The sequence below is a fragment of the Microbacterium sp. YJN-G genome (assembly GCF_015040615.1).
Taxonomy (GTDB): domain Bacteria; phylum Actinomycetota; class Actinomycetes; order Actinomycetales; family Microbacteriaceae; genus Microbacterium.
In genome coordinates, this window is record NZ_CP060402.1 from 25,050 (window position 1) to 42,695 (window position 17,646).

Annotated in this window: 14 protein-coding genes and 1 riboswitch; of the genes, 2 read left to right on the plus strand and 12 right to left on the minus strand. The window is 64.0% G+C overall.

What is annotated here, in order from left to right; translation table 11 throughout:
* Positions 1–37 precede the first annotated feature (37 nt).
* The 8 genes from H7694_RS00130 to H7694_RS00165 all read right to left on the minus strand — a co-directional run bounded on the left by H7694_RS00130 (position 38) and on the right by H7694_RS00165 (position 12,195).
* Positions 38–793, minus strand: coding sequence for a restriction endonuclease (locus tag H7694_RS00130; RefSeq protein ID WP_193597586.1), 756 nt, complete (start codon positions 791–793; stop codon positions 38–40).
* 20 nt (positions 794–813) lie between these two features.
* Positions 814–2,655: a DUF262 domain-containing protein gene (locus tag H7694_RS00135; protein WP_193597587.1), complete on the minus strand. Its 1,842-nt coding sequence runs from the start codon at positions 2,653–2,655 to the stop codon at positions 814–816.
* A gap of 89 nt (positions 2,656–2,744) precedes the next feature.
* Positions 2,745–5,681, minus strand: coding sequence for a type I restriction endonuclease subunit R (locus H7694_RS00140; RefSeq protein WP_193597588.1), 2,937 nt, complete (start codon positions 5,679–5,681; stop codon positions 2,745–2,747).
* A complete protein-coding gene (locus H7694_RS00145; RefSeq protein ID WP_227468198.1) occupies positions 5,681–6,778 on the minus strand; it encodes a restriction endonuclease subunit S in 1,098 nt (365 codons plus the stop codon). The genes H7694_RS00140 and H7694_RS00145 overlap by 1 nt, the downstream gene beginning before the upstream one ends.
* Positions 6,775–8,268, minus strand: coding sequence for a type I restriction-modification system subunit M (locus tag H7694_RS00150; RefSeq protein WP_193597589.1), 1,494 nt, complete (start codon positions 8,266–8,268; stop codon positions 6,775–6,777). The genes H7694_RS00145 and H7694_RS00150 overlap by 4 nt, the downstream gene beginning before the upstream one ends.
* The gene (locus H7694_RS00155; protein ID WP_193597590.1) at positions 8,265–9,764 is read right to left on the minus strand and encodes a type I restriction-modification system subunit M; all 1,500 of its coding nucleotides are present in this window, start codon (positions 9,762–9,764) and stop codon (positions 8,265–8,267) included. Before H7694_RS00155 ends, H7694_RS00150 begins: the two co-directional genes overlap by 4 nt.
* Positions 9,761–11,719, minus strand: a complete 1,959-nt coding sequence (locus tag H7694_RS00160; RefSeq protein ID WP_193597591.1) for an N-6 DNA methylase — start codon at positions 11,717–11,719, stop codon at positions 9,761–9,763. Before H7694_RS00160 ends, H7694_RS00155 begins: the two co-directional genes overlap by 4 nt.
* A complete protein-coding gene (locus H7694_RS00165; protein ID WP_193597592.1) occupies positions 11,716–12,195 on the minus strand; it encodes an NYN domain-containing protein in 480 nt (159 codons plus the stop codon). Before H7694_RS00165 ends, H7694_RS00160 begins: the two co-directional genes overlap by 4 nt.
* A 189-nt stretch (positions 12,196–12,384) precedes the next feature.
* Between H7694_RS00165 and H7694_RS00170 the strand changes: the two genes are divergently transcribed.
* Entirely contained in the window at positions 12,385–14,190 is a 1,806-nt protein-coding gene (locus H7694_RS00170; RefSeq protein WP_193597593.1) for a nuclease-related domain-containing DEAD/DEAH box helicase, read from the plus strand.
* 33 nt (positions 14,191–14,223) lie between these two features.
* Here the strand turns inward: H7694_RS00170 and H7694_RS00175 are convergent, their stop codons facing one another.
* The 4 genes from H7694_RS00175 to H7694_RS00185 form a co-directional block, all read right to left on the minus strand.
* The gene (locus tag H7694_RS00175; RefSeq protein ID WP_193597594.1) at positions 14,224–15,375 is read right to left on the minus strand and encodes a hypothetical protein; all 1,152 of its coding nucleotides are present in this window, start codon (positions 15,373–15,375) and stop codon (positions 14,224–14,226) included.
* A 58-nt stretch (positions 15,376–15,433) separates the two neighbouring features.
* A riboswitch (SAM riboswitch) is annotated at positions 15,434–15,550 on the minus strand.
* A gap of 93 nt (positions 15,551–15,643) precedes the next feature.
* Positions 15,644–16,195, minus strand: a complete 552-nt coding sequence (locus H7694_RS17755; RefSeq protein ID WP_319805260.1) for an ADP-ribosylglycohydrolase family protein — start codon at positions 16,193–16,195, stop codon at positions 15,644–15,646.
* Positions 16,086–16,595: an ADP-ribosylglycohydrolase family protein gene (locus H7694_RS17760; protein WP_264674908.1), complete on the minus strand. Its 510-nt coding sequence runs from the start codon at positions 16,593–16,595 to the stop codon at positions 16,086–16,088. Before H7694_RS17760 ends, H7694_RS17755 begins: the two co-directional genes overlap by 110 nt.
* A gap of 17 nt (positions 16,596–16,612) precedes the next feature.
* Positions 16,613–16,879 carry a hypothetical protein gene (locus tag H7694_RS00185; RefSeq protein ID WP_193597595.1) on the minus strand — a complete coding sequence of 89 codons (267 nt, stop codon included), beginning with the start codon at positions 16,877–16,879 and terminating at the stop codon, positions 16,613–16,615.
* A gap of 92 nt (positions 16,880–16,971) precedes the next feature.
* Here H7694_RS00185 and H7694_RS00190 point away from each other — a divergent pair, with 92 nt between their 5' ends.
* Positions 16,972–17,640, plus strand: a complete 669-nt coding sequence (locus H7694_RS00190) for an NUDIX hydrolase (RefSeq protein WP_193597596.1) — start codon at positions 16,972–16,974, stop codon at positions 17,638–17,640.
* The last annotated feature ends 6 nt before the right edge of the window (positions 17,641–17,646 follow it).

The following is a 17,646-nucleotide window of genomic DNA, read 5'->3' on the forward strand; positions in this document are numbered from 1 at the left end:
GTCATGCCTTGCTCTGCAGCGGGCACAGATGGATCTATCACGGGAATGTGCCGGACGCGGCGCGTAGGGCTGCGTCGTCAAGCTCAAGGCGCAACGGGGTGCTCTTCAGCTTGAACAACGGAACCTCGCCGAGAATCAGCACGACCCCTGAAGAGGCGCGCTTCGCGTAGTTCTGATTGATCTCGTCGCGGGTGATCATCCCGTGCTGAAGAATGTGACCGATGGCCAATCGGAAGATCTCGTAGTCGATTCGTGAGCGACGTCCGTTCGAAGTCTCGCGTTCGATTCCTGACCAGTCGACGCGTATTACGCGATTCATTCGATCGCCGCGACCGTGAAGGGTCCGTCCAGCGAGGGGCATGACGTAGTCGGTCCAGATCCGCTCAACCGTCATCGGGCTTATCGGTTGGCTCGGGGCCGCTGGAATCGACCCGTCATCGTGGCGTCTCGCGGACTGCTCCGGCGGGCTAACTCCAGGTGTCAGTTGAAGGATCTCGATGTTGAGTTTCTGCGCAACCTCCTGAGCATCGCTACGCACGATCCCGTCCGTAGCAAGCACCGCCCGATCGCAGTCGAAATACGCACTCACACCGTGGAGCTCCATCATCGTCTGCCGGTTCACCTGGCGGGATGTGTGGCCATACAGCTTGGCTTGGATGGCGACGCGCTCGCGATCATTCTCGGCGAGTACATCGAGGCCGTAGTCGTTGCTGTAGGTGGTCACCGTCGTCGCGTACCCGAGTGTCTCGAAGTACCTCGCTACCTGGCGCTCGTACTCGGAAGGAGTTGTCACGTCGATTCCACCTTCTGTACTCAAGACCGATTGAGGACGTCGCCCAGCTCTGGCGTGTGCCCATCGCAAAGCAGCTGCATCGCGCGTTCGACGATTGCCGCTCGCTCGCTGAGGAATCGCTCAAAGTCTGGTCGAACCAGGGCCTCCAGATCCCCTCCGACGACCTCGGTGGGGTACGGGCCCGCATCTTGCAGCGCACCTGCGGGGATGAGGTGACTGTGCAAGCGCTGTTCCACGGTCTGATCCGTCGGGGCCGCATCGGTCCGAGCCTTCAAGTACTTGATCGGATCGAGACGTCCGATGGCGCGGTTCGTGCGCCACGTGATCAGCCCGCAGTTCAATGCCAGGTTTGCTTCGATTCCAGCATCTCGAAGGAGCTTCGCCGGGAACAGGTGGTGGTATTCACGGCGCGTGACATTGGCGTCCGTGAGGGGTGCATCATCTGCGAAGTCTCGTGCGCCAAAGTAGTTCGCGGTCGCAAGCACAGCGCGGGCCAAGCTGTTCTTTCCAGCAGGCCAGGCAGCAGCCTGAAGCGCTCGAAGGTTCGGCAGCGGGTAGACATTGCGATCGAATACGGGAACTTCCGTTTCCAACCGCGCCGCGCCCTCCTTGGTCGGAGCCGCCGCGAACAACAACAGGGGACGCGCATCGGCATACGCGCGCGTCGCGGCTGCACCGTCGTATCGACCGGTGAAGAACGTCGTCCACAGGTACTTTCGAACGACATGCTCGATCAACCCGCGACCGTCGCCGTCCTTCGGCGCGCGGACGAGGACAGCAGCGACCACGGGTATCGCGACCGCAGTGGGGAGTCTCGCGGCATCCCAGATTCGGAGGCGAGACAGCAAATCGATTGCGTCCTCGAGGCCCCTGCATGTCTCCGGCCATTCGCTGACCAGACGGTGCGCGTCGATGCCAAAGAATCCGGACTTGTTGGGCTCGCGGTCCTGGTGCAGTGCGACGGTCTGCAGGATCAGGTCGCCGATGTTCCCGAACTCCGCGAGGCGTGGGAACTGCCCGACGAACTTATCGATCATCTCCTGCAGCCGCGCTCCGGTGGCACTTTCAACCTCTGCGACGACGATGTCGTACGCGCGGAGCGGTTTTGCATTGGTGTTCATGTTGATAAACACGTCGAGAGCAACGGACTTTGGCGTGGTGGCAGGGAGATTGAGATACGGGAGAAGGTAGTGCTTCACCGTCTCGCGCAGCGGAGACAGCACTTCTTCCTTGAGGAACTTCTGTCGTGCTTGGTGTCGCTCCATGGCCGCATAGAGCTCGTTGACATCTGTGTGCTCGTCGGGCTTCGGCTTCAGATGAGCGGTGGCTTCTTCAACCCACCGATTCACATCGTCGTCGATCTGCGGATCGAGCAACCGTACCGGCACGAGCCCTCGACGAGATGTTTGCTCGGGATCCTCGGTCCACCGCGGCATGATCTGTCTTGCCTTGTTGCGCCAACGCGAGTACGACCAGATGTCGACTTCGTCCCCGTCGTTCTGAGGATCTTCATCGAGCAACGGATGATGAACGAAGAATGTGCGATCTTCGTAGTTGTCCTTCAGTGCGCGCCACAGCGCTGTAAGCCGCTGCTGTCCATCCAGCAGGTGTTCAGTGACTTTCGTATTCGTTTCGGGTGCAGTCGCCAGCGGCCGCGAGTGGAACTGTTCTTGGTCACCGACCTCCAGCACGAGAGTGATGCCAAGCGGCAGGTCTCGCACGATGGTGCGGAGCATTGATTCGATGCGTCTGCGGTCCCATGCCTCACCACGCTGAAAGCTTGGGAGGCGCAACTTGCCGGCTGCGATGTCGGACAGCCATTGATGGATGGGACGATCGAGAGCTTTGCTTCCGGTACTCACGGCGTCAGTCTATGTATGGCGCCGACACTGGGCGCGTCACCTCGCTGGCTGTGCCCGAACCGGGGCTCGTTCGCTCGCTCCCCTCGACGTCAGTAGTACTCCTGCACGTATCCCAGGGCCTTCTCGAAGACGTCGTTGTCGCGGATCTTGAATTGGACGTACAGCGTCTGTCGTAGCGCCTTCCGTACCTCGCGGTCGCCCTCGAGAGTTGACTGCCAACCATCGAAGCGAACGGCCTTCACGACCTCGTCAACGCGATCGACAACGTTCGAGACGATGATCGGCGTCTCGTCGCCCTTCAGCGCCTCGAACAGCTCGGTGAGCGCAGCTTTCCCTCGCTCCTCACGCGGGGTCTCCTTCTCGGCCTTCTCGGCAGCGACCGTGTCCTTGGCCAGCTCGAGGAGATCGCGGAGGAAGTCGAGGCTCGACTGCTGAATGTCGGCGTACTTCTCACGGAGAGCGTTGAGTCGTTGACCGAGCTCAATGAAGACCGGGTTGTTGAGGTGCCGGGCGATACGCGCCGTGATCTGCTTCTCGATCTCCTCCGTCGAGACATCCTTGCGCTTGCCGGTCATCAGGTCTTCGATCGTCTGTGCGTCGAGGACGATCGTCTCGTCGCCCTGCGGGATCTCGACGTGGACCCTCTCGTTGATCAGTTCGATGGTCTTCGCGCCGAGCGCGTGCCACACGAGGCGGCCGGTGATGTCGGCCGGCCGCACCGACTCGTAGACGTCCGTCAGCCACTTGTAGTCGTCGCGGAAGTTCTTGAGCATCGGGTCGGGGCTGAGAGCCTCCCACAGCTGGGCGACGACGCTATACGCGAGGCCGAACGCATCCTTGACCCCGTCAGCCGCGATCGCAGTCTGCGCTTGAATGAGTCCCTCGTAGCCACCGACCGACCGATCCACTCCGGGGAAGAACGAGAGCGCCGCAGCCATCGCAGGCGCGAGCTCAGCCTTCAGTTCCTCGATGTTCGAGATCACCCGCTGGACCCAGGCCTCGTCGAACGCAAGCGACTTCGCGACGTCGTCAAAGATGCCGAGGTAGTCGACGATCAGTCCGTGTGTCTTGCTCGGCGGGTACACCCGGTTGGTGCGGGTGATCGCCTGGAGGAGCGTGTGCTCCTTGAGTGGCTTGTCGAGGTATTGCGTCTGGAGGATCGGCGCATCGAACCCGGTGAGCAGCTTCGCCGTGACGATGATGATCTTCAGTGGATCCGCCGGGTCGTTGAACCGCGCGACGACCTGCTCCAGTTCGTCGGCACCCGGTGTCCACTGCGCCCACGACGCCGGGTCGGTGCGCGCCTTTGACATGACGATGGTGGATGCCTCGGGCGGGAGCATCGTGTCGAGCGCTTCCTTGTACGCGACGCAGGATGCCTTGTCGTAGGCCACCAGCTGCGCTTTGAAGCCCTCCGGCTCGACCTTCTCCGTGAAGTGGGTGACCACGTCATCCGCGATCTGGCGGATGCGCTCGGGCGCCTTGATGAGGACCTCGATGGATGCTGCCTTCTTCGACAGCGTGATCTTCTCGGCCTCGGTCAGGTTGCGCTCCACCGCAAGTTCCTCGAACGCGGCATCGATCTTCTCCTGGTCGAGGTGGATCTCTGACAGCCGCGGTTCAAAGTGCAACGGCAGGGTCGCGCCGTCGCGGATCGAATCTTGGAACGAGTACCGCGACAGGTAACCGCCTTCGTCCTCGGGCGACCCGAACCACATGAAAGTGTTGTGGTCGCGCTTGTTGATCGGCGTGCCCGTGAGGCCGAACAGGAACGCGTTCGGGAGCGCCTCGCGCATCCTCTGCCCGTAATCGCCCTCCTGCGAACGGTGGGCCTCGTCGACCATCGCGATGATGTTGTGCCGGTCATCGAGCACACCGTCGATCTCGCCGAACTTGTGGATCGTCGTGATGATGATCTTCCGAGCACCCTGGGTCAGCAGTGTCTGCAGCTCCTTGCGCGAGTCTGTCGAGACCAGACCAGGAACATCTGAGGCGTTGAATGTGCCGGTGATCTGCGTGTCGAGATCGATCCGATCGACCACGATCAGAATCGTCGGGTTCGTCAGCTCGGCCATCGCGCGCAGCTTCAGCGCCGAGAACACCATCAGCAGCGACTTGCCCGACCCCTGGAAGTGCCAGATGAGCCCCTGCTTGATCCGACCGTGCAACACACGCTCGACGATGAGGTTCGTCGCCTGGAACTGCTGGTACCGCGCAATCACCTTGATCTTGCGGTGCTTCGCGTCGGTCGCGAACACCGCGAAGAATCGCAGGAAGTCAAGAACGGATGCCGGGGACAGTACGCCGTTCACCGCGTCCTTCACGACCTCGAGGCCGACCTTAGCCGGGGCGGCCGGGTCGGCTTCCTCCTCGCGCCATGGACCCCAGAGCTCGACCGGCATCCCAACGGAGCCGTACCGGAATTCTTTGCCCTCGGTCGCGAACGACAGCACGTTCGGCACGAAGAATTGCGGAACACTCGCCTCGTAGTCGTCGTGGATCTGCGCGGCCGCGTCGATCCAAGAGTAGGCCGCGCGGATCGGCGTCTTCGCCTCGCCCACCACAAGCGGGAAGCCGTTACACCAAAGCACCACGTCGAACCGCTTACCCAGGCGACCCGACTGGAAAGTCACCTCGGTCGACACGATCCACTGATTCGACGAGTTGTCCTCCGGGTGATCGAAGTCGATCAGGCGCACCGTCGTGTGCTCGCCATTCGGACCGAACGGCATCGACTTCTGACCCGTCAGCCACGCCATGAACTCCTCGTTCGCGACCACCGGATGCGGGCTGCTGCGTGCTGAGATCAGGATCGCACGCAGCACGTGGATGACCTCATCGGCCTTACGCGGATCAGCCTCGATCTCGGGGTTCAACCGGATCAGCGCAGCAGCGACGAGCCCTTCGAGCAACACTTCGTCGGGGCGGCGCGGAAGCTGGCTTCCCGGCAGGAATTGCACGTCCGGGGACGTGATCAGATCACGGACGAAGTCGCGGACCGAGTTCGCCTCGTTGAACTGCGCCATTAATTGCCTCCGAAAACATCGACGAGCACCGCAGTTGTGAGTTGCGTCAGCCGCACCAACTCCTGTTGCGCCCCGTCTAGTGAGCGCTGAATCGTTGCGCGTCGAGCAAGGTATGCGTCTTGCGAATCCAAGTCCGGTTGTGAGAGAGAGGCCTCGGCCAGCCCGATCGCGGACACGGCGGGCTGCGCGGTCTGCGACGCAAACGCGTTCAGTCGCGCGAACCGAAGGGCGGCCGCGAGGAATGCGCTCCGGAATCCATCGGCACGCTTCACAACTAACGCATTATCGGTGACCCACGACGGGCCCACTGATTCGTGTACGACACCGCAATAGGCGCCTACACGTCCAATCATCACGACGCTCTGCGGGTTATTCGCATGGGAGTGGTATCCCGTGATGCCATTTCCGCCATACACGGGTACCGTTCCGGGAGACATCTCCTTGGCGGGCAGAAATGCCCCGCTGGACACTTGGACCGAGTCGGCGAAACGAGTCGTCTCCCACAGTTTCGCTCGCGAGCCGAAAAGTAGCCTGCCGAGACCGTCGATGGACTCGTCCGTTGTGAGCAGGGACCGAATAGACAGTAGATTCCGTCGGTGCATCTCCATGCCCCACAGCAACTTCGCTATGCGACTTTGTTCGTCGAGCGGAGGGAGTTCGAACTCAAAGTTGGCCAAGTCGCGCCAGTTGGTGCGCGGCGACAACGACCCGGCCGAGGTGTCGAGCGCGTGGTCGAAGAAGGGGTCGGACTGCACGAGGAACGGCAAGAACTCGCCGAGCATCCGAGTCTGGTCAGCTTCGAACGTGTAGATGTCGCCAGAACAGATCGCATCGAACTCGGCGTAAGCGACCTTGCGCTGGTAGGCGCGTCGTTTGCCAAACAAAGTCTGGCCTGGTCGTACGCGTCGAGTGAACGTGGTTCCGTCGGCGGTATTCCCCCAACGGTTGATCTTGAGTTCGCCCGGATCCATGTGCTCCAGCGCGATGATCCGATCAATGGCAGCGGCCGCGGCATCCTTCACCGTCTCATTGACGTTCCGCACGACATCGCCGAACGTGACCCGTTCCCAGGTGGACTTGTCGATGCCGAGACTCACGCGTTCACCTCCGCGTGAAGCAGCGCGAGCACATCTGAGATCGCGTGCTCGGAGGCTTCTGCCGTCTGCCGCCAACTCGCGAGCGCGTCGGCCACCTCAATCTGACCTCCGCCGTCTGCGGCTTTCGCGCCGGCAACATACAGCGGGATCGCAAGGCTGAAGCCCTTGTCGGCGATCTCGCCGAGGGGGGCGACGGTTGCGAACTGCGGAACGTCGGCATAACTTCGGTACGCGTCGAGGATCCTCGTCTGATGCGAGTCGCGAAGGAACGACTGCGCCTGCTCGCGCGCGACTTCATTGACAGCGTTGATGAACAGCACCTTGCCGCGGTGCGCCGCGGGCTTGGTGGCGCGGAGCGTGACGACGACGGCCTCCATCGGTGAGTTGTAGAAGAGTCCCGCACCGAGACCGAGCACGCATTCGACGAGGTCGGACTTCACGAGTGCTTCCCGCATCGCTGCCTCTTCACGGCGGAACAGGACGCCGTGCGGGAAGAGGACCGCGGCGCGCCCGGTCTTCGGGTCAAGGCTCTTGGCGATGTGCTGGAAGAACGCGTAGTCAGCGCGGCCCTGCGGTGGCACGCCCCACAGGTTGCGTCCGTACGGGTCTTTCGAGAAGGCTTCCCGATTCCAGGCCTTGATCGAGTACGGAGGGTTCGCCAGCACGACGTCGAACGTTCGCAAGCCGCCCTTGGTGTTCAGGAAGGCGGGCCGGGCGAGTGTGTCACCGTGCGCGATCTGGCCGTCGGCGATGCCGTGCAGAAACAGATTCATGCGCGCGATGGCCGAGGTCCCGTAGTTGAGCTCTTGGCCGTACAGCTTGAGGTTGCGCCACTCCTTGCCCTGGCGTTTCACCTCGGCCGCCGTCGAGATGAGCATTCCGCCGGTGCCGCACGTGGGGTCGTAGACCGACTCCCCGGGCTGAGGCTCGAGCATGAGGGTCATGAGATGCACGAGCGTACGGTTCGTATAGAACTCCTGAGCGGTGTGGCCCGAGTCGTCGGCGAACTTCTTGATGAGGTACTCGTACCCGTTGCCAAGCTCGTCCTCGGGCAGGTTCGCGATTGACAGCGTCTGCGTCGAGAAATGCTCGATCAGGTCGGCGAGAGTCGAGTCCGGCAACAGGTTCTTGTTGCCCCAGTCCCCATCGCCGAACACACCTGGCAGGGTGTCGGGGTTGGCGGACTCGATCGCCCGCATGGCACGAAGCACGGTCGAGCCGATGTTCCCGGTCACCGCGCGAACATCGCGCCAGTGACATCCGTTCGGAATTGCGAAGCGGTGATTCTCGGGCAGGTCGGCGAACTCCTCATCGCCGTAGGTGTCGAGAGCCGCCGCGCGCTCTTCGTCGTAGACATCCGAGATGCGCTTGAGGAACACCAGCGGAAAAATGTACTGCTTGTAGTCGCCGGCGTCGATGAGCCCGCGCAGAATGACGGCAGCGCCCCAGAGGTAGTTCTCCAGCTCGCGCTGGCTGATTCGGCCGGTCACGCGCTCAACCCCCATTTCGCGAGCTCCGCTTCGAGTGCTGCTCTCGTCTCTTTCGCGCGTTCGTGCGCGCCTTCTAGGTTCGCCAGCGCATCAGCCAGTGTGATCTCCTCGCCCGTTTCGGCGGGTGCGATGTATAGCGGGATGTTCAGGTTGAAGTCGTTGCCCTCGATCTCGGCGAGATCGGCAACGTGTGCGCGGCCTTCGACGTCCGTGAATCCGCGGTACGCGTCGAACAGTGCCTTCGCATGTTCGGGTTCGAGGGTGTTCTGGTTGCGGCCCTTCTTCATCAGGTCCTCGCCGTTGATGAACAGCACCTTGTCCTGGTGGCCGACGGATCGCTGATGACGCAGGATCAGCACACACGCTGCGAGGCCCGTGCCGTAAAAGAGGTTCGGTGCGAGACCGATGACGGCTTCGACCTTCTTCGCCTTCAGGATGTGTGTGCGGATGCGCGCCTCTGCCCCTTGGCGGAACAGCGCACCCTGGGGCAGCACGACCGCGACTCGGCCCGTGTTTGGGTCAGCCGAGGTGAGCATGTGCTGCACCCATGCCCAGTCGGCGTATCCCTTCGGCGGGACTCCGCCGAGCTGGTTCCGTCCCCATCGGTCGGATGCCCACTCGAGCTCGCCCCACGCTTTGAGGGAGAACGGCGGGTTCGCTACGACATTGTCGAATCGCGCAAGCCTATTGCCCGTGTAGAACGCGGGATTGCGCAGCGTGTCCTCTCGTACGACCTTGAAGTCCTCAACGCCGTGAAGGAGAAGGTTCATGCGCGCGATCGCCGACGTCGCAAGCACCTTCTCCTGACCGTAGAGCTTGCCCCACAGCGTCTTCGGGCTGCCGCCGGCATCCGTCACATGCTCGATGACCTCGATGAGCATGCCACCCGTCCCGCATGCGGGATCGTAGACGCTCTCGCCCTCTTGGGGATCAAGGATGTTCACCAGCAGGCCGACGACTGAGCGCGGGGTGTAGTACTCGCCGGCCTTCTTGTTCGACTGGTCGGCGAACCGCTTGATGAGGTACTCGTACGCGTTGCCGAAGACATCTGGTGCGACGTTCTCGTTGCTCAACGTCTTTGTCGAGAAGTGCTCGATGAGATCGGCAAGCTTGCGGTCGGGCAGCTTGTCTTTATTGGTCCAGTTCGCGTTGCCGAAGATGCCGAAGAGGGTCTCGGGGTTTGCCTTCTCGATCTCGCGGAACGCGGTCTGCAGGGCGGTGCCGATGTTCTCGGTCTTCTCGCGCACGTCCGACCAGAGGTTGCCGTCAGGGATCGCGAACCGGTGGTTCTCGGCGAACGAGGCGAACTCGTGGTCGCCGCCGGACTCCTCGAGAGCCTGCTCGAACTCTTCGAGATAGACGTCGCTGATCCGTTTGAAGAACATCAGCGGGAAGATGTATGCCTTGAAGTCGGCCTGGTCGATGCTGCCGCGTAGGAGGTCGGCGGCGCGTGCGAGGTATTGATTGAGCTCGGAGAGAGAGAGCCGTGCCGTCATCGGGTGGATCCTTCGGGGGTCTTGCTGGTCACAGTGACGCCATGGCGGACGGCGTTGAGGAGCGCAATTGCCAGGTTATCGGCAGCCTCGGACGCTTGCTTCGCGAGACGCTGGGCTTCGTGCATCCGGTGGATGACGTCGTGAATGGCGCGCTGTTCCTCAAGGGGGGGAACCGGAATCTCGATCTCTCGTATCGGGATGCGCTTGATGCCGGCTCCGGCTGCGAATCGGCGGTTCCATTCGCCCGCGAGGACGTCTGCGAGGTAGTGAGGGTCTAGCTTCGAATGATCGACGACCCGGATACGGGAGACGCTCCCAACCGGAAAGCGGCCGCCATCTTCGTCGACGATTGCTCGGACCTTGTCGATGGTGGTCAGCAAAACATCTCCGGGCAGCGTGAGCGCGCCATGCTCGTCGTGCGCCACGGGCGCGACGGGCGCAAGCTCGCCAGTGCCGACGGCGGCCGCGTCAACTCGGCGATTCTCGAACGCGGGGGCTCCTTGCCGCGGGGGCCGCGCCGCGGCTACCTCCATTACCCCCGCTCCGAGTAGTTCGGAGACAGTCATCACTGGCGTCTTCCCGGAGAGGCGGGGCGGATCCACGTGCCCGACCGCGGTGGGCAGAGCGGTGAGGGTCGATGTCAACCGGGCAGCCGCTCGATCATATTCGCCCGCCAACCGTGCGCCGTCGATTTCGTCGGCCAGCGTCCATCGAGCGGGGTTGAGATCAGCCTTTCCAGCCGCCAGCTCGTCGATGGATACTCGCGCGTGAGGCACGTTGACGAGCAAGCTCTCGTCGGTGAGCCATCCGGAGACTTCATCTTCCGGCGTGTCGACCTTGGACGCATCGATAAGCAGCACGCTCGAACGAGCCGACGATTCGGACTTGCTGAGGACCCAGAGAACCGGAGCGATCGAGGTCTGCGGCAGCATCTTGCCCGGGAGCGCCACGACCGCTCGTACCCAACCACCCAGCAGGAGGTTCCTCCGGATCTCGGCCTCCGCTCCGGCGCGGGTGGCCGCCACGGGCGATGTGAGCACATAGCCGACACCTCCGGGGGCGAGATGCGCAACAACGTGCTGAAGCCAGAAGGAGTCACCACTCGAGCGCGGAGGGATCCCAAAGCGGAGCCGTGGGTCGACCATGGTGGTATCACGATCAACCCGCAGCCCGAAGGGCGGCTCCGCGATGATCACGTCGGCGTGCAGGTCGGGATCAGGGTCCTCGCGTAGGACATCGCCAACGCGTACCTCGAGGTCGACGCCTCGCAGCGTGGCGCGATCGCGGGCGATCTCTCCTGCGGTCGCGTGGATTTCGTGACCTACCATGCGATCTGGGAGTGCTCCGAGATCGCAAGCGTGGAGCAAGGCCACACCAATTCCGCATGCTGGGTCGTACAGCGTCCCGTGGTCGAGCGACGCCGCGAGGGAGGCGAGGAGAGCGCTGGTGCGTGAACCAACGAACCCGGTCTCGCCGGCAGCCTTGCCGAGCGCACGTGACGTCCGCTCAAGCAGCCTGTCTACCGTGTGGGGGAGCTCGTTCCGAGGAACGCTTCGGAGTGCGTCACGTAACTGAGTTACAGCCTCATGGTCTGTGTTGGTGGGTATCTGCGGCTGTCGTTCTTCGACGACTGCAACGGCGGTGCGTAGAACGAGCTCGCCGAGTTCGTCCACCCGAAGGTGACCACGGAAGAGATTGGCGATCGCCCAGAGACGTGACTCCGGCACCGTCGCGTCCGAGGTTACGGAAGCGTCCGGCCGTCTCTTCTCAGGATGAGCACCAAGCCATGCTTCGATGGCGGCAGCCGCGAACAGCGGCTTGCCTGCACTCCCTTCTACCGGTTGTGGGAAGTCGCTCATACGCTTGCGCCAGTTACTTACAGCGGCACGCGAGACGCCGGCGAGATCTGCGATATCGCTCGGAGCGAGGAGCCCCGGGTGTGTTGGCGTGGTCATGCTACCTCCATGGTTGCATTCGGGTCGTAGTCGAGATGCAGAGTGCGTTTGGCGGCCATCCGAAGGCGCCGCGAGCACGCGCCCGGCCGAGAAACAACCGTCACGACGGTGTCGTTCCTAAGCGCCAAGCGCGAGATCGCGTCCGCGAAGATCCCGTCGCCCGATACGAGAACAACTTCAGTGAACCGCTCTCCGACATGCTCGGACTCAAGGATGTCGAGGAGTTCAAGGTCGGCGCCGTCGATTCCGCTGCGAAAGCGGAGTCGACGTGGGCCGGCCCATTCGAAGCCTACGGTGCGGACACTCGACCGTCCGCATGCGAGGACAACGTGGTCGTTGGGTCGAGGACTGACGACCACTTCGATCGCGGCTTGTGCTGCATGGACCTGGCCGGCCATCGTAACGGCACCTCCAACGACGTTCTCGATGTCTACGAGGACGAGGCGACGATCAAACGCGCCTTCGCGTGTGTACATTGTATCGTCCATTCTGTCTGTGAATCCGATTTGGACTCGATAGGAGTCACGATACGCTCCTGATCGTTCCCTGTCAAGTGAATCGAGTTCACAATACGTTTCCCGAATGGAAGATTCACAAACGCGAGCGATTCGATCGCCTGACCCCTGGCATTGTGCGCTCCCGCTAGCATCCGAATCATCACCCGCATGATTCCGCCGCGCCCACGCAAGGGGGCGAACGTCTCTGAGACGCGCATCTTCGACGCATTCGCCGGTGCGCACGACGCCGATGACTGGATTGTTCTGCACAGTCTCGAGGTGCGGCGGCATGCGGCGCAGTTCCAGGGGGAGGCGGATTTCATCATCCTCGTTCCGCGTCAGGGCATCGTCGTGGTCGAGGCGAAGAGCCCGGAGTACGTCGAGTACAAAGACGGCGAGTGGCGGCTCGATCGCATCCCGAACCCCGACAAGAGCCCGTTCGGTCAGCTCGACGGCAGCATCCGGAGCTTGCGCGGTTACCTCAAGAAGCGTGAGGTGCTCACCGGGTCCGAGCCGATCGCTCGGCTCGTGTGGTTCACCTCGCTTGACCGCTACCAGTTCAAGAACGCGACACCGGGTGACATGCAGTTCTTCGAGTGGGAGCTCGCGTGGCGGGGCGACCTGCAGCATCCGGTCAAAGCGATTCAGAAGGTCTTCGACGAGCACGACGCCTGGTACTCGCAGGTCGACGGTGTCGACCACGATCCGACGGCCATGACACGCGAGCACGTCGAGGACATCGCGGGCGCGCTGCTCGGTGACTTCGCGGGCGGGCGCTCACTCGCTGATCGCAAGCTCGAGCGACTCGACGAGGAGCGTCATCTCCTTCGTGAGCAGAAGGCCGTGCTCGACATGATCGAACGCAACGATCACATCTACTTCGAGGGGCCGGCCGGAACGGGCAAGAGCTATCTGCTGGCGCAGCTGGCCAAGCGGTGGCATGCCGATCATCGAACGCTCGTCGTCTGCTGGAACGTGCTCATGGCCGAGGAGCTGCGTGACAGCTTGCGGGCCAGCCGCGGCATCGTCGCGACTGATATCAACTCGCTCATGCTGCGGCTCGTCGGCCTCGAGGAGAACCCGGCGGATGCCGGGCCAGACTGGTACACGCAGGAGCTTCCTGCTCGAGCGCTCGCCGCGGTGCGGGACGACCCTGCGCTGGGGGAGTACGACGCGGTGTGCGTCGACGAGTTCCAGGACATCGCGAGCCACCCTGCCGTTCTTGATGTGATCTTCGCGCTCACCCGCGGTGGTACGGGATCGGGGGTCAAACTCGCGTTCGCCGGCGACGCGCGGCAGCAGATCCTTCGGCCGACGGCGGATCACGTGGATCCGTTCACCACCGCGAAGGAACGCGTCTCCGACCTCACTCACGTCTCACTCACGCGCGGACTCCGCCAGGTCGCCGGACTCACCAGCGCAGCCGAGAGCCTGCTGTCGCGGAGGTTCGGCTATCGCGGTCACCGGCTGACCTCAACGATCGACGGTGCTCTGAGCGTCAAACAGGTGCCGTCCGACTCCGACGTGACGCACACGCTCGCCGCGGCCCTGCGGGAACTGCTCGAGCATCACCAGCCTCACGACATCGTCGTTCTCAGCCCGTTTGGTGCGCGCAACTCTCTGGCCGGCAAGCTGCTCGCCGCGACCAGCTTCTCGAAAGAGGAGCGGTGGTTGCGCGACCGGTTGCGGGTGGAGCCGGAGCTCGGGGCTGTGGATATCACGAGCACCGGTGTGGCCGTTGAGGCGAGCGTGGCGACGCCCGCGCCGGCTTCGGGTGCGCCGCGTACGCCAGCGGGACGGGTGCGGTGGGGATCGATCTTCAAGTACAAGGGTCTGGATGCTGAAGCGGTCATCCTGACCGACATCGGCGACGAGGGGTCCACCTTCGTGCGTGGTGAAGGGCTCGACTGGTTCGATCTGCTCTACGTCGGGCTGACGCGAGCGCGCTATCGGTGCGTGGTCATACCGAATTAGGGGCGCCGAGCGGATTTCGGCGCCCCTCAGCGCTCACTGGGTGCGGATGATCTGTTCGATAGCCTGCAGGGGGCTGAGCCCTTCATCGAGCAGGCCAGGGAACCGAGCCCAGAATTCGATCGCTGCGAACGCCGGAATCTCGCGCGGTCTCGCGACCCTCAGGTTCGCTTGACGCGCGGTCCACGCGAGGTGCGCGGTTCCCAGCATCCGGTACCCGCTCGGCGAGAACCCGACTGCCGCGGCCCTGCGCGCGAACTCGATCCACCCGGTGGGCGTCGCGTCGATGCCACCCATGCGGCTGATACTGCCGCGATGGCTCGGCGCGAACTCGCTCATCGCCGCGTGCCAATCGTCCTTCACCGACTCGAGATCCGCCCACCCCATCGCCTCGGGCGAGGGGAAGGGCGTGGGAACCGTACCCCAACTGCCGACCGGGCGACGCTGGAGCCGCGCGCCATGGCTGGTGCGCACTCGCTCGAGGGCTTCTGCGATCGGAATCGGGCCTGAACGACGCGAGTCACCTCGCGGCTGCGGCTCATCCACCGCGTACTCCCACTGGTCGGCGTTCGTCGGCTTCTCGGCGAGGATGTCGCGCCACTCCCGCGCGAACTCGTCGGCGCCGACGTCAGCCCGCACGATCGCGCCAGGTGTGAGGCGTCGCAGCTGGCCGAGTCCATCCACGATGGGGGAAGACCCGCGGATGCTACCGAACCCGGCATCGATGAAGATCGGATGCTCGTCGGCCGGCCAACCCTCCGAGTCCGGTGCGACACGGGGCGTCCCTGCGATGATCGATTCGGGAGTTCCGGGAAGCTCGACGACCATGCCTGTGGAGAGATCGTGGACACCGGTCTCGATTCCCGCGGAGGGCGTGGAACGGGTGGTGCCGACCGGCTCGGGTCCCTCGGTGATGGAGCCGTCCTTCCACTCCACGCGCCACGAACGCTCGCTGTCGAACTGCACCCGCACCACGTCTTCGTGGCAGACGCTCGGCGCGCCCGGCCGCGCAACACGGACTTGTGCTGCATTGAGCACTCGGATCAGTTCGTTCCACGTCCAGCCCGGGTAGTTCTCCGCCACGAACTTGGTGGTGATCCCACGACTGATCGGAATGACGAAGTCGTGGTGGAGCAGCCGCTCGAGTTCGAGGCTTGTTCGGTCTTCACGGTAGTGCTGAGCATCCATCGCTCTATCCCTTCAGCGGAAGGGCGATGCCGTCGCATCCCGAACGGACCGGCATCAACCCATCGACTTGCCCGCACGCGGTCGCGCCGGACCGGTTCTTCCCCTGGGGCACCCCGCTCGATGGAGGAGGGTTGCCGTGCAGCCGGCCAGGTACCGATGGCTGCAACTCTTGAACCTGAAAGCGACTGTAGCAGGAGGCGGGGACATCCGGGTCGCACCGGATGCCTGGGTGCCACTGTTCGGCCGGAACGGCAGGTGGCCCTCCGCGCTAGTTGTCGGACCCTCCGCGGGCGGCGAGGGTCGCGAGCCGCGCGAGATCGTTCAGGCGGTAGTCGGACCAGCCGTGCACGGCGAGTTGCCACTCCAGGGGCACCGCCGAACCGCCGAACACGGCGCCGGCGAGCGATCCCGCGATCGCCGCCACGGTGTCGGTATCGCCTCCGCCGCGGATCGCGCGCTCGACGGCATCCGTCAGCGATGTCGCTCCGGCGACGGCCGCGAGCGCCGCCTGGAACGCACGCACCACCCATCCGTTCTGGGCCTGGAAATCACGCGGGTGAGCGCCCGGTTCGAGCGCCTCATCGACGAGCCCCGCCCACCGGGCCCGCCGCTCGGTCGGAATGTGCTGCAGCTGCGCCCGCACGTTGAGTTCGCCGGTCAGGATCGCGTGCCGGATAGCCAGACACCACAACGCGCAGGCGTCGGCGTTGTCATCCTCCGTGCGTGAGGCGGGCGATCGCGCTCGCCGCATCCACGAGCTCAGCAGGCGAGCGCTGCAGATATCCGAGCGCGACAGGGCCGGTGCGCATGAGTGATCCATTGCCGGCGCTGCGGCCGAAGCGTTCGTGATGCTCGCGGGAGGACGCCAGCGCAGCATCCGCGGTGATCGAGCCTCGGATGCCCGCGAAGACCGCTCGAGTCTGCGCCCCGACATCCTTCGAGGTGCGCGCCCATTCGATCCAGGCGCGCACGATGTCAGTGCGGACGTCGGCGTCGACGAGGTCGCGCCCCGCAACCAGCGCCTCGAGCACGGGGATGGCCATGCTCGTATCGTCAGTCCACTCGCCGGGGGCGTGGCCGAAGACCCCGGTGCCGAAGCTCGGGGTTATCGTGTCGGGCAGAGCCGGGCCGAATTCGTACTGCGATCCGAGGGCGTCACCGGCCGCGGATGCGGTCACCGCGCCGATCGCGCGGTCGAGCTGGATGCTGTTGATCGTCATGGTGAACCTTTCGATTTTCAGGCGAACGACGCCTGCGTGCCCACGGGGAGTTCGGGGAAGACGGTGCGGACGTAACTGAACTGCCACACGTCATCGGGTGCGCCTGGATGCTCGCACACGTGCAGCGCACGGACGCTGGCCTCGGCGGGCTGCGAGAGCGGGATGCTCAATCGAGCCGATGCGGGCTGATCGCCCGGATTCGGGAGGTCGCGGTAGCAGGCGCCGTCGAGCGGCCCACCGGTGAGGGTGCACCGGATGCTCCCGCGAATCTTCTTCTCGGCCATGACGTCTCCTAATTTGATCACATCTGCGTTAATTCATTGAGATGAGTATGCCCCGACCTCCGACATTGCGCAAGAGTGCGTAAAATGTGCGCATGCGCCCCCTCGATGCATTCCCTCGGCCCTCGGTCGCGGTGGATACGGCCGTGCTGACACTGAGCGCCGAAGGAGGGCTGGGTGCGCTGTTGTTGCCCGCCGAGGATCGGATGCCGGAGCGACTGCCGGGCACCTTTCTGCACGAGGGTGAGCTGCTCGCCGAGGCGGTGCTGCGCTCGCTTCGCCAGAAGGCGGGCGTGGAGGGGCTCGCGCCCAGGCAGCTTCACGTCTTCGATGCCCTCGACCGCGACGATCGCGGGCGCGTGCTGAGTGTGGCGTTCTTCGATGTCGTGCGTGTCGATGCTCTGCCCGATGACGCGCTGGTCGCCGACGTGCGCCGCCTGCCGCCGCTCGCGTTCGACCACGACCGCATCATCGCCTTCGCGGTCGACGCCGTTCGTGCACGGTACGCCGACACACCCGACCCCTCCGAGTTGATCGACGGACCATTCACGCTGAGCCGGCTGCGCACCGTGCATGAGGCGGTACTGGACATCGAGCTGCAGCCCGACACCTTCCGGCGCGCCATGATGCCGCACCTGGTGGCGACGGGAGAGCTCGAGCGTGGTGGACGGGGGAGGCCCGCGGAGCTGTACCGGCGGAGGTGGGCGCCCGTCGATCATTCCGTCGGCATGGTGCGACAACGCAGCGGGGGACCCACCCAGTAATCTCGG

Bases quoted from the DNA above. Each gene is read 5' to 3' on its own strand.
- H7694_RS00155 (WP_193597590.1), bottom strand. From the start codon at position 9,764: ATGACGGCACGGCTCTCTCTCTCCGAGCTCAATCAATACCTCGCACGC.
- H7694_RS00160 (WP_193597591.1), bottom strand. From the start codon at position 11,719: ATGACCACGCCAACACACCCGGGGCTCCTCGCTCCGAGCGATATCGCA.
- H7694_RS17760 (WP_264674908.1), bottom strand. From the start codon at position 16,595: ATGACGATCAACAGCATCCAGCTCGACCGCGCGATCGGCGCGGTGACC.
- H7694_RS00190 (WP_193597596.1), top strand. From the start codon at position 16,972: ATGCGCCCCCTCGATGCATTCCCTCGGCCCTCGGTCGCGGTGGATACG.
- H7694_RS00175 (WP_193597594.1), bottom strand. From the start codon at position 15,375: ATGGATGCTCAGCACTACCGTGAAGACCGAACAAGCCTCGAACTCGAG.
- H7694_RS00140 (WP_193597588.1), bottom strand. From the start codon at position 5,681: ATGGCGCAGTTCAACGAGGCGAACTCGGTCCGCGACTTCGTCCGTGAT.
- H7694_RS17755 (WP_319805260.1), bottom strand. From the start codon at position 16,195: ATGGATCACTCATGCGCACCGGCCCTGTCGCGCTCGGATATCTGCAGC.
- H7694_RS00165 (WP_193597592.1), bottom strand. From the start codon at position 12,195: ATGTACACACGCGAAGGCGCGTTTGATCGTCGCCTCGTCCTCGTAGAC.
- H7694_RS00170 (WP_193597593.1), top strand. From the start codon at position 12,385: ATGATTCCGCCGCGCCCACGCAAGGGGGCGAACGTCTCTGAGACGCGC.
- H7694_RS00185 (WP_193597595.1), bottom strand. From the start codon at position 16,879: ATGGCCGAGAAGAAGATTCGCGGGAGCATCCGGTGCACCCTCACCGGT.